12 protein-coding genes and 1 pseudogene are annotated in these 12,087 nt (G+C 51.7%); 2 read left to right on the top strand and 11 right to left on the bottom strand.

Annotation, left to right across the window (positions count from 1 at the left end; all coding sequences use genetic code 11):
* Positions 1-42: 42 nt before the first annotated feature.
* From DSM465_RS0104880 to DSM465_RS0104905, 6 genes are all read right to left on the bottom strand, one after another.
* Positions 43-1,278: a spore coat protein CotH gene (locus tag DSM465_RS0104880; RefSeq protein WP_230459230.1), complete on the bottom strand. Its 1,236-nt coding sequence runs from the start codon at positions 1,276-1,278 to the stop codon at positions 43-45.
* A gap of 334 nt (positions 1,279-1,612) precedes the next feature.
* Positions 1,613-1,801 (bottom strand): hypothetical protein, encoded by a 189-nt coding sequence (locus DSM465_RS0104885; protein ID WP_008879159.1) that lies wholly within the window; start codon positions 1,799-1,801, stop codon positions 1,613-1,615.
* Entirely contained in the window at positions 1,798-3,027 is a 1,230-nt protein-coding gene (locus DSM465_RS0104890; protein WP_008879160.1) for a DNA polymerase IV, read from the bottom strand. The genes DSM465_RS0104885 and DSM465_RS0104890 overlap by 4 nt, the downstream gene beginning before the upstream one ends.
* A 128-nt stretch (positions 3,028-3,155) precedes the next feature.
* Positions 3,156-3,782: a LysE/ArgO family amino acid transporter gene (locus tag DSM465_RS0104895; RefSeq protein ID WP_029760782.1), complete on the bottom strand. Its 627-nt coding sequence runs from the start codon at positions 3,780-3,782 to the stop codon at positions 3,156-3,158.
* Positions 3,779-5,224, bottom strand: coding sequence for a PH domain-containing protein (locus DSM465_RS0104900; RefSeq protein WP_029760783.1), 1,446 nt, complete (start codon positions 5,222-5,224; stop codon positions 3,779-3,781). The genes DSM465_RS0104895 and DSM465_RS0104900 overlap by 4 nt, the downstream gene beginning before the upstream one ends.
* The gene (locus tag DSM465_RS0104905; protein WP_008879163.1) at positions 5,214-5,696 is read right to left on the bottom strand and encodes a PH domain-containing protein; all 483 of its coding nucleotides are present in this window, start codon (positions 5,694-5,696) and stop codon (positions 5,214-5,216) included. The genes DSM465_RS0104900 and DSM465_RS0104905 overlap by 11 nt, the downstream gene beginning before the upstream one ends.
* A 205-nt stretch (positions 5,697-5,901) precedes the next feature.
* Here DSM465_RS0104905 and DSM465_RS0104910 point away from each other — a divergent pair, with 205 nt between their 5' ends.
* Complete coding sequence (locus tag DSM465_RS0104910; RefSeq protein ID WP_029760784.1) at positions 5,902-7,275, top strand: amino acid permease; 1,374 nt, start codon at positions 5,902-5,904, stop codon at positions 7,273-7,275.
* Between the two features lie 33 nt (positions 7,276-7,308).
* On the opposite strand, the gene DSM465_RS0104915 is transcribed toward DSM465_RS0104910, so the two are convergent.
* From DSM465_RS0104915 to DSM465_RS0104935, 5 genes and pseudogenes are all read right to left on the bottom strand, one after another.
* Positions 7,309-7,518 (bottom strand): hypothetical protein, encoded by a 210-nt coding sequence (locus DSM465_RS0104915; RefSeq protein WP_008879165.1) that lies wholly within the window; start codon positions 7,516-7,518, stop codon positions 7,309-7,311.
* A 296-nt stretch (positions 7,519-7,814) separates the two neighbouring features.
* Positions 7,815-8,347: pseudogene (locus tag DSM465_RS18165) on the bottom strand (YdhK family protein).
* Positions 8,348-8,407: 60 nt separating this feature from the next.
* The gene (copZ, locus tag DSM465_RS0104925; RefSeq protein WP_008879168.1) at positions 8,408-8,611 is read right to left on the bottom strand and encodes a copper chaperone CopZ; all 204 of its coding nucleotides are present in this window, start codon (positions 8,609-8,611) and stop codon (positions 8,408-8,410) included.
* A gap of 15 nt (positions 8,612-8,626) precedes the next feature.
* Positions 8,627-11,023: a heavy metal translocating P-type ATPase gene (locus DSM465_RS0104930; protein WP_029760786.1), complete on the bottom strand. Its 2,397-nt coding sequence runs from the start codon at positions 11,021-11,023 to the stop codon at positions 8,627-8,629.
* A gap of 14 nt (positions 11,024-11,037) precedes the next feature.
* The gene (locus DSM465_RS0104935; RefSeq protein WP_008879170.1) at positions 11,038-11,355 is read right to left on the bottom strand and encodes a metal-sensing transcriptional repressor; all 318 of its coding nucleotides are present in this window, start codon (positions 11,353-11,355) and stop codon (positions 11,038-11,040) included.
* Between the two features lie 495 nt (positions 11,356-11,850).
* Between DSM465_RS0104935 and DSM465_RS0104945 the strand changes: the two genes are divergently transcribed.
* On the top strand, positions 11,851-12,072 hold the full coding sequence (locus DSM465_RS0104945) for a hypothetical protein (protein WP_230459231.1): 222 nt from the start codon (positions 11,851-11,853) through the stop codon (positions 12,070-12,072).
* The last annotated feature ends 15 nt before the right edge of the window (positions 12,073-12,087 follow it).

Raw genomic sequence — 12,087 nt, forward strand, 5'->3', positions numbered from 1 at the left:
TTTTCGGCCTGTCACCTTTCTCTTTTTCGTTTGCCTCCCTCATCATCCTTTTTTCTTTTTCTCTTTCTTCTTCTCTTTTTCTTTTTTCTTCTCCTTTTCCTTCTCTTTTTCTTTCTCTTTCTCTTCTTTTTCCTTGTCGCCTTGCTCTTTTTTCTTCGCTTTTGCTTCTTCTTTTTTCTTATCGCCTTGCTCTTTCTCCTTCTCTTTGTCCTTCTCTTTCTCCTTCTCTTTGTCCTTCTCTTTGCCCTTCTCTTTTTCTTCTTTTTTCTTGTCACCTTGCTCTTTTTGCTTTGCTTTTACCCCCTCTTCTTCTTTTTTCTGTGCCTTTTTCGCCTCGCGCTCGGCTTGATTAGGCTCTTGTTTTGCTTCAGCTTGACCTGTTTCCTTTCCGTCTCCGGCATTCATGGTATTTGCTTGGAACGCTCCTTTAGGCCCACAGCTGATACTTTTGATGTGTTCATAATTCACCCGGATAATTTCATCGTGATTGACAATCGTACAGTAACCGCTTCCTCCCGGAACAAGGATTCCTTCTACTGCTTCCGGCCCCCCGCGGTTGATCGCTATCCATGTATTGATGAGTCTCTCAAATAGATCCGTTACGTTTGCGGCCTTTACATAAACGGGCGGGGGTAGCGGGTCATGTTCTTGGTCTTCGTGTGTCTCTTCCCCTCCTGGTATATGCGGCGCTTCGCTTGCTGCTTCCATATCGTTATGCCCCGTGACTTCTGTTGTGGCGTCTTCCATTGCGTTTGCTTCAAGTTCCGCGGCTGGGGTCTTGGCATCTACCGCCTTGTTCTCTTCGGTTTTCATTTGTACACGGACGCTTTTCAGATGGCGGAGAAGGTAAAACACAATCCCATCATCTTTTGTGAAGAGAATAATATGATCGTCGTTGACACCTAGTAAGGTTCCTCGTTTTGACTCTGGTCCCCCTTGGTTAATTTGAATGTGCTCATTGACCAAACTGTTTAACAGCTCATAAAAACTCGTCGCCCTTACCGGCATAACAGTTTCGTCGCTATATGAAGAAAGCGACGAAACGGAATTGGCTTTCACATTTTCACTAATGCTTTGAACATGGTGCAACGCATAATAAATCATCGCTGCTTCGCTTTCAACAAAAAGGACAAGATAGTCTGATTGAACATCGAGAAGTTTCCCTGTTTTTGATTCGGGACCACCGCGGTAGACAGTAACGGTTTTCCCAATTAATGATTGCAATTCGCGATTTGCCTCAAGCGGCATGGACGCGCCATGCATGTCATACGCCACCATTTCCATACTCCTTTCCTATACTGTTGTCCATAAGGGATATTCATACTGTATATATACGTATCCAGCGAAAATCGGCATCCGTCAACAACCTACAAAAAAAAAATAGGCCAGCCCGTTGAGGATCGCCCTGGGGCTAGCCATCCGTGCCAACCTTTTAACTGCGCCAAAAAAATCGGTTCATTCCGTGATGAAAACAGGCAACACCTTGCACGAAATGAACCGATTGCGACTTTGTTATTATAGGAGCGATTGTCCATACCCCCCTCTCTAACCAGTAACGCTGCATCCAAATAGGCAAATCGTCGGCAATTATAGTCGTATAGTCCTTCACGTGTTACAACGCTACGTATATCCCAATTCCTGCCGCTAGGACAATGGCTAATCCGGCATAAATCAACACTAAGCGGGTGAGATTGCCTTTTGTTGCTGATGTGTACTGCTCGTCTCCCCGTCCAGACAGCGCGAGCGTACCGACTAGGCCTGCAAGCATCACGACAGACGCAGCAACTATGAATATCGTCAACGTTCTTCCTCCTCCCTCTTTTTCCTGTCAGTCGAAAGCAGTTCGGCGCCCGTTTGCAGGGCGCGAACACCGAATTTCGCCCGCAGCTGTTCAACCGTTTTCCAAAGAGTTTCTGTTTTCGCATCCTCTTCATAGTGAAACAAATCAAGCTGCTTCACCGCCCCGGTCCGGTCAAACACATGGAGCGCAGCAACGCCAAGAAGCCGCACTGGACGACCGTCCCAATGCTTTTGGAACAACCGTGCAGCATAGGAAAAGATGTCTTCCGCATCCCATAACGGATCCATTCCGGTTTGGCTGCGAGTGATGGTTTGAAAATCGTAGTAGCGAATGGTCAGTTGAACGGTCCGCGAGACAACCCGCTTTTCGTTCATCCTCGCACTGACAGACTCAGCCAACTGGCGCAAGACAACGAGCAAGTTCTGTTCCTCATCCATATCGTACGGCAACGTTGTTGAGTGTCCGATCGATTTTCTCTTTTCCGCCGCCACTGGATCAACCGGACGCGGATCGATGCCGTTCGCTTTCTCTTGAAGGCGCAAACCATAGATGCCAAACGTCTGACGAAGACGCTCCCGATCGGCCTTTGCAATATCACCGATCGTATGGAGGTCAAGCGCATGCAGCTTTTTCGCCATTTTGTCACCAACGCCATGCATGTGTTCGACCGGAAGCGGCCATAACACGCGCGGGACATCGCGTTTGCGCAGCACGGTGATGCCAAGCGGCTTTTTCATGTCGCTTGCCATTTTCGCCAAAAACTTATTCGGGGCGATACCAATACTCACCGGAATCGACAACCGCTCAAGCAGTTCTTGTTGGATATGGTGCGCCAAAGCGAGCGGGTGAACCGTTGACGTCCGCCCGGTCATGTCCAAATAGCCTTCATCAATGGAGGCGCGCTCCAATACGGGCGAGAAACGCTGTAAGCATTGAAACAAGCGACGGCTTACTTCGCGGTATAACGCGAAATCCGGCGGCCGCACGACGAGCGATGGACAGCGTTTTTTCGCTTCCCAAAGCGGCATCGTCGTATAGATGCCAAACTGTTGTTTCGCTACATAGCTGGCCGCCAGCACAATTCCTTTCCGCTCTTTCGGGTCTCCTGCCACAACGACCGGTTTTTTCTGAAGCGATGGATCACGGGCGATCTCACAGCTAGCGAAAAACGAATTGGCGTCTACATGAAAAATGATCCGCCCATGCGATTCGCGCTCCGTTTGCATCTTTCTTCCCTTCTTTTCTTTCGTTGTTTCCTATTTTAGCAGATCATCCGTTCGTTGGAAACCGCTCGGCTTGCTTCAGGATACGGGTTCGTTACATTCATGCTAAGCGCGCCATCCCTTCGGCCGTCTTAGGGCAGCCGATCGTGAAACAGGTCCATGAGCATATATCCAGCCACTCCCCAAATGATGAGCGCGGAAACCCGGTTCATGGTTCGCAATCCCCTCCCGCTGCCATCGAAGCGACCAAGCATCTTTCCAGCGAGGGAAAGCCCAACAAACCAAGCCCACGAGACAAGAATGCACGCCGCAGCAAACAACGCTTTCTCCAATCCCGTATAGCGGAGCGAGTTCGTGCCGATGACACCGATCGTATCCAAAATGGCATGAGGGTTCAGCAGCGATACTGAGGCGGCGAAAGCGATTTGTTTGCGAGGCGGAAACATTTCCGCTGCTTCGCTTTCGCCTGTTGCAGGCTCGCTCTTCCATGTGCTCCAGCCCATATACAGCAAAAAAAGGACGCCCACCCCCATCACAACCATTTTCGTCCAGGAGGAACCAAGCCAAACGAGGGAGACACCCAAAACGGCAAGCAAAATGAGCAGCGTATCACACAACGACGCCGTCAGCACCGCGGGCAAGGCGTGCACCCAACGCCGCTGAACCGCTCCTTGAGTCAAAATGAACACATTTTGCACACCAAGCGGCAAAATCAGTCCCAACGCCAAGATGAATCCATGAACAAACGCACTCATCATGTTTCATCCTTTCTTTCCGCTTGCAGCCAGCGATACACCGCTGCTGCGTCTTGCCCGTCCACATCGACGACGCGAGCGGAAGTACCAAGTGGCATAACGGCGGCGGAAATGGTTGCTAATCGTTTTCGCTTTTGCCACCATGTCGCCGACACCTCAATCGATTGCAGGCGGCGTTTCAACATGTATGTTGTCGTTTGGCGGAACCAGCCGCTCCGGAGTGTTAGCTGCCTTGAAGAAAGCGCCCAACCGGCTGCCCGATAGCGACGCACCCCAATCCACACGGCGAGCGGCAACACAAGCAAAAGTCCTGCTCCCCACGGGCGCTCGATGTAGGCGGCCAATAGCACCGGGACCATCAACCAATAGAGCGGCCGAAGCATATAACGGATTTTGGCGCGCTCCGGCAATGGGTGGAACGTGACATCGAGATCATACTCCGGCAGGCACGCGTGAACAATCGAGGAGACGCGCTCTTTTTTTACAAGTGGGCAAAGAACCACATCACCCGGTGGGCCGCCGTCAAGCGCTCCACCAGCATGAATGAGCGACACGGTCGCGTACCCGAACAAACGCCGCAGCCAGCTCTCATGGATCATCACCCCTTGGACGCGGCCAATGGGGACGGATACCGTTTTGCGTTCAAGCCAACCGCGGGTGATGACAATCGTATCTTCTTGCTTGCGCACGGCAAACGAAGCGAAGCGGATCATATTTTGTACGATCGCCACTCCATACGCGGCCAACAGTACAACCAAACCGATGATTCCGATGTACCACCGCCCATGTCCATTCCATGTCGCCTGCACATTGCGAAAGAGCGCTTCATACGGGATAAGATCTCCGAGCTGAGACAGAAAGGCCCAAACGGCCGCCACTACGCCAAACGCTCCCCCGCTTGTCACAGCGGCAAGCCACACTTCCTTTACGGAAAGCGTAAATAAGGGAGGAGACAGTAGTCGCTTCTCCTGGTCGTTCCATGGATTAGACTCCTCTGCCTGCTCTTTTGCTTGCTCGATATCGCGCTGCAAGCGGCGAACCTCTTCCCTCGACACGGCCGCGAGCGTCACTTCTGCTTCTCCGGGCACGTTTCCAGCCGTTTCAATATGGACTTTCACGACCCCCGCCAGCCGTTGCCATATTCCTTCCGTTATGGAAATGCCTTGAATGCGCTCGAACGGGATTGTCCGTTTTTTGCGGACGAATACTCCTTCTTCCACTTGCAATGTTTGATCATCCCAGCCGTAAGTGAAGCGAACCCAGGAAAGAATGCCGGCAACGATCGTGTAGGCGAGCACAAGAAGCGGCACGACGAGATCCCGCCAAGAAAAATCGCCGCCGCTGCCAGCTACGACAACTACCAAAAGCGGGAGCAGCACGTTTTTCAGCTCTCTCCCTACTCCGGTTACCATCGCAACGGGATGAAGACGGCGCTTAGTCATCATTCCGATCCGCCACCTTCGCCCACTCAGCGATCAACCGGCAGAGCTTTTCCGCCTCCGGTTCAGATAGCGCAGGGATTTCATGGACAGTGGCGGCCGTGAAAATCACAACCGAAGCCAACCCGTACCGTTTAAGAAAAGGGCCTTGCCGCACATCGACATGTTGAACGCGATTCATCGGAACTAGCGTCCATGTCGTTGACCAAACACCGTGCTGAATTTCTATTTCTTCCTCGCGAATATCATAACGCCATCGTTTCTGGCGCAAGGGAGGCAACCATCCGACCCATAAGATCGCTTCCACTACCCAGATGCCAACTAACACCACTAACCACCACTTAGGAACATGAAAGCGCGACAGAAACCATGCGATTCCGCCGACGACTCCCCCGGACGCCAACGTTACTAACACCCCGGTCAAGCGCCACACGGTGATGGCTTTTTCTGAAATCGGTTTGCCGCTGTTGCGAAGCATTCTATCAATCTCCTTTTGGCAAGTTCAAAACCTGTTTCCAGTATAACAAAACGTTTCCATACTGACGATGTGTTTTTCATGAATCATTGACAGAAAAACATAACTATTATATTCTAAAACTATCTTTTTCGCTTAACTGCATAAAAGCATAAAAGCAAAAAAGTGCATCATGGAAGGAACTTCGTACGAGAAAGGTTGTTGCTGTATGGAACATTCGCGCCCATCGTTGCAAAAAGGGCTGTTGCCTCGCCATGTACAGTTGATGGCGCTAGGCGGCATGATCGGCACCGGTATTTTCAAAGGAAGCGCCGATACGATTCACATCGCCGGACCAAGTGTCGTTCTCACATATCTCCTCGGCGGGGCGCTGCTGTTTCTTATTATGGCCGCATTAGCCGAGATGGCCCTCGCCTATCCGGGCGAAAACGTTCAACATTTGATCCGCCGGGCGTTTGGCTTTCGTTGGTCGTTTCTCGTCGGGTGGCTGTATTGGGCGAACTGGACGTTGGTCACAGTCGTCGAGCTGCTTGCGGCAGGAAGTTTTTTACGCTATTGGATGCCATCTGTGCCGCTTTGGCTGCTCGCCCTTGGCTGCGCGTTATTGATTATCGTGCTGAACTTGTTTCCGGTTCGATACTATGGAGAAACGGAATTTTGGCTCGCTGGATTGAAAGTGGCGGCGCTAGTTGTATTCATCTTGCTTGGGGCCGGCATGTGGTTTGGTGTGATCGAAGGGGCGAACGGAGACCCATGGGCCCGTTATGCGACCTACGATACTTGGTTTCCGCATGGGGTTGGGGGCATGATCAGCGCCTTGCTTGTGATTGTGTTTTCATACGGTGGAGCCGAGCTGATCGGTGTGGCGGTGACAGAGATGAAAGACGCCGACCGGGTGCTGCCGCGGGTCATCAAAACCACGATATGGCGGGTCATCGGCTTTTACGTACTGCCGATCGCCATCATTTGCGGCATCATGCCGTGGAACGCCGTATCGGCGGAAAACAGCCCGTTCGTCCAAGTGCTCGAGGCAACGGGCATTCCGGGCGCCGCCCATGTGATGAACGCGATCCTGCTTATTGCCGTCTTATCAGCAGCCAACACCGGGGTGTACGCCACTTCTCGCTTGCTCTTTTCAATGGCCGAACAAGGAGAAGCAAGCCGCCGCTTGTTACGGACGACACGACACGGGGTGCCGCTTTACGGCATGGGAATGGTCGCTCTCTGCATTGCCGCAGGAGTCGTCGGTGCGTACTTGGCGCCAGGGCGGATCATCGGCGAGTTGATGACGATCCCTGGGTTTACGGTGCTGATCGTCTGGATGATGATCGGAGCGGCCCAACTCAAACTGCGGCCGAATTACGACACGAATCCGTTCTTTCGCGTCAAAGGATTTCCGTACACGACGAGCATCGCCGTCGTGTCGCTCGCTGCGATTTGGGTGAGTTTTTTATTCCAGCGCGAGCATCGAATCGGCTCCGTTCTTTGCCTGATGATTTTGGCGATTCTCGCAATGTATGGATCCATCAAAGAAAAACAGCGCCGGCTGCCGGAACAGAACATTGACGAACAATCCGCATGAACAAGAATGCACAAAGAAAAGGTGCCGTTGTCGTTATGGACGGCGCCTATTTTCTTGTTGCCCCCAACTGTTTCCGCGCCATTCATCCCACGCCCGCCAGCTCATGACCGCCATGCCGAGCGCCAAAATCAGTGCTTGCCCGTCCACTCGTTGCTCGACCCATAAACGATACAAACTGACTCCGACTCCATATACGAACCAGCATAAGCAAAACAGCAGAACCCCCAGCCAAAACCATTTCATTGTTTTCTCTCCCCTCAATCATTCCATATAGGAAAATGCTTGCTTTCATCTTCATAAAAGGGATAGGTTTTCTCGCCCACACCTTTTGTAATCTATCATACTCTTCATTCCATATCGGTTTCATTATACCTTTATTTCCATAAAAGAGAAACACGAGGAGCTCTAAAGATCATCCCCGTACTGAATCACGAAATGTACCATGGTGACGTTGTTCAGTATGGGATCTATAGAAGAAGGGGTTCTCACCGCTTTGGAGACACTCTTGCTGTGCATGTGACGCAAACGTCGCTTATTCACTATTTCACGGGCGACCGTTCATCTTCCGTCACCCATTTGTGGTTTGGTACTTGTTCGCCAGTTTCTGTATGGATGTAATCAACCATATACACTGTCGTTTGTTGGACTGAATCGATGATGGCTTTCGCGCTTTTCATCCCTTCCATATGGTCAGCGTTCAAGACGACTTTCATCCCCTGGCTGAAACGACTCTTCCCCGGCGCTTTCGATTTCCTCATGAATGACCCATCTATGGTTTTTCACCGAGTTTCCGCCGGTCGTCGGGGTGTGTCACTGTATAGACAGTCGTGTCAAACGCGTCAGAAACAGTCGCTTCCGCCCCGCTCATCTCCGGCATATGGTCAGCGTGAATGATGACTTTGCTTCCGACCAGGTAGGTGGGTTGTTGGGCTTCTTCCAATCCGGCCGGGACATCGCCTAAACCGGAGTGGTTCATTTCCCCGTGATCGGCATCATGGGGGTTTTCTTCTTGGCTGGCGTTTTCTTTTGGCGCCGCTTCATCATTTCCAGTACCGGTGCAAGCCGTGATCAGCCTCTATGCCGCGGCGAAATAAAAAAAGCATTCCCTCAAAGGAGAGGGAATGCCCAATCGTTAGACGACATCATATCCTTGATCTTCAATCGCGGCTTTCAACTGATCCACGGTCACTTTCGCCTCATCGTACTCGACGTCGACCGTCCCTTGTTCCAAATGGACGTCGACCCGGCGGACGCCATCGAGCTGTTGTAAGGTGTTCGTGACGGCGGCTTTGCAATGGCCGCATGTCATTCCTTGCACGTGTAAAGTGATCGTCATCGTTTTTTCCTCCCGTTATTGTGATAGTTTCACCCGTTTCAGACGAAGCGCATTCGCAACGACCGATACGGAGCTAAACGCCATCGCCGCACCGGCGATCCATGGTTCTAATAAGCCGGCGGCAGCGACCGGGATGCCGATCGTGTTGTAAACCAACGCCCAAAACAAGTTTTGGCGGATGTTTCTCATCGTTTTCCGGCTCAACTCGATCGCCTGCGGAATATGAGCCAAATCACCGCCGACAAGCGTCACGTCGGCCGTTTCAATGGCCACATCGGTGCCGGTGCCGATCGCCATGCCGATATCGGCTTTCGCCAAGGCCGGAGCGTCATTAATGCCGTCGCCGACCATCGCCACCCGCTTTCCTTGTTGCTGCAGCTTGGCGACGATGTTCGCTTTTTCTTCCGGCAGCACTTCCGCATACACATGACGAATGCCAACTTGGCTGGCGATCGCTGCCGCGGTGCGGCGGTTGTCGCCGGTCACCATGTACACATCAATCCCCATTTGCGTTAACGTCTGAATGGCTCGTTTCGAGCTCTCTTTCACCGTATCGGCGACGGCGATTAAACCGGCCAGCTCTCCGTTAATGGCGACAAGCATCGCCGTTTTTCCTTGTGCTTCCAACGCCGCCATTCGTTCCTCTGCGCTCGCTACATCAATCGAACGGTCGGTCATGAGCTTGCGCGTGCCGACCAACACGGATTGGTCATCCACCACCGCTTCAATGCCATGCCCGGCCATGGCCGAGAAACGGCGGAGCGGCTTTGGCGCAATTCCTTTTTCTTTTCCATACGCAACGATCGCTTGCGCCAACGGATGTTCCGAAGCGCTCTCGGCCGAAACGGCGTAGGCAAGCATGTCTTCCCGGAGCGTGATCACATCGGTCACTTCCGGTTTGCCTTTTGTCACCGTTCCTGTCTTATCAAGCAACACCGCTTCGATTTGCTGCGTTCTCTCTAAGTACTCACCTCCTTTAAAGAGAATGCCGTACTCCGCCCCTTTGCCGGTTCCAACCATAATCGATGTCGGTGTCGCCAAGCCGAGCGCGCACGGGCAGGCGATAACCAACACGGCGATGGCCGCTTCAAGGGCGGCGGTGACATCGCCTGGCACCACGATCAAGTACCAAACAAGAAACGAAACGGTCGCGATGGCGACAACAATCGGGACAAAAATGCCGGAGATGACATCAGCCATCCGCTGAATCGGCGCTTTTGACCCTTGCGCTTCCTCGACGATGCGGACGATGTGGGCGAGCGCTGTATCTTTCCCGACTTTTTCGGCTCGGATGGTCAAAACGCCGTTTTGGTTGATCGTCGCACCAATGACGGAATCGCCTTCTTTTTTATCGACCGGAATCGATTCACCCGTAATCATCGACTCGTCGACCGACGAGGCTCCAGCAATGACCGTTCCGTCCACCGGAATTTTTTCCCCCGGCCGAACGATGATCGTATCGCCAACAACAACTTGTTCGAGCGGCACCTTTTGTTCGCTTCCGTTGCGGATGACCGTCGCCTCTTTCGCCTGCAGGCTCAACAGTTTCGAAATCGCTTCCGTCGTCCGCCCTTTGGCGAGCGCCTCAACATATTTGCCAACCAAAACAAGCGTAATCAACACTGCGCTTGTTTCAAAATACAATCTTGGCGCATAGCCTGGGACAGCCAACGTTTTGAGCGCCTCATACAAGCTGTAAACATAGGCCGCTGACGTGCCGAGAGCGACAAGAACGTCCATGTTCGCGCTCTTGTTGCGCAACGCCCGGTACGCACCGAGATAAAACGGGCCGCCGATGTAAAACTGCACCGGAGTGGCCAGCAGAAGCTGCACCCACGGATTCATCAGCCCATGCGGCATCGGCAGACCGAGATCGAATGGCAAATGGGCGATCATCGTATACAACAGCGGCAGTGAGAACACCGTTGACAAAACGAGTCGGCGCCGCTTTTGTTTCCATTCGTCTTCATTGCGAACGCCCGACCGCTCCTCACGGAGGCGTCCTTTGTAGCCAAGCCGCTCGATTTTCTTTAGGATATCCTCGATGGACAACACACCTTCTTCGTATTCAACGACAGCGCTGTTCGTCGCTAAGTTGACCGTCGCCGCGGTAATGCCGTCCATTCGTTTTAACCCTTTTTCAATCCGCGTCGCGCACGCCGCACACGTCATGCCGGCAATATCGAGCGTCACTTTTTCCTTCGCCACGCCATAACCTAATTGCTCAATTTTCGTTTCAATATCCTTAAGGCGCTGTTTTTCAGGATCATATTGAATCGTCGCCCTTTCCATCGCCAAGTTGACGTTCGCCTTGACCCCGTCTAGTTTGTTCAACACTTTTTCGATCCGGTTCGAGCAGGCGGCGCACGTCATGCCGGTGATGCGGAGCGTCACCGTTTTTGGCTCTCCCATCGGTCAACCCTCCCTTATTTTGCAAACTGTTTGATCACATCCATCAACTCGCGGAGCGATTGTTCGCCGCTTCCTTCACGGATCGCTTTTGCTACGCAATGATTCGCATGGCGTTCAAGCAGTTGCATCCCCACTTGGCGCAGCGCCGCTTGGATGGCGGAAATTTGGACTAAAATATCAATACAATAGCGATTGTCTTCCACCATTTTCTGCACCCCGCGCACTTGTCCTTCGATGCGTTTTAGCCGTTTCATAATGTTTTCGATTTCCTCTTTCGTACGCGGGATCATCGTTCCATGAAGCACATGTTCTTCTTGTGACGGGTGAGTCATCTTATTCACCTCTTCTTTTTAGTCTATATACATTATACCCGAAGGGGGTATATAGTTACAACACGTTATCTTCTTTTCGTAACAAAAAAACACTTCGATAAGCGTCGGATGATGGAGACGGCGTTTCCTCTATCCTTTCTTTCATGGATCCGCTACCTTGCGATGCAAGTCGCTTCTTTTGTGGTAGACGTTATACATATCTAGCAACTGTCGCTCCGACAAGTTCGGATGCATGCTTTTCATATGAGGGGCATTTAGTCAAACATGAGCAGACCGTTTGTGTTGGCCAAGACAATCCGTTCCTGTCCTTAGCGCCAACACGATAGCCAACAAGCCTCCCGCCACTTTTTTCATAGGTATGCCCCTCTTCCTCATCATAAACGAAAATGATGGAGAGTGTATCCAAAAGGAGTGACAACTTTTTATCTTCTTCCTTCTGACTAAGATGCGTCCATGATGATCAAAATGGAGCGTGAAAGGAAGGGAAGATCACCGATGAAACTGCGCATCATGACATGTAACATTCGCCACGGAAAAGGCACAGACGGGATTTTTGAACGTGTTTCTCTCCTTATCGATCAAATCCGTATGATTGTTCCAATTTTGCTATTTTATCTTGAAAATGTGCAGAAAGTATGGATATGGTCGAAAAGAATGGGAAAAAACCGTGATATCCGTCCGGTCCCCGTCTTTGAATATGAGGAAAGGCTGGTTTGACGACGTTTTTTCATT

The organism is Geobacillus thermodenitrificans subsp. thermodenitrificans DSM 465 (assembly GCF_000496575.1).
In the GTDB taxonomy this organism is placed as follows: Bacteria; Bacillota; Bacilli; order Bacillales; family Anoxybacillaceae; genus Geobacillus; species Geobacillus thermodenitrificans.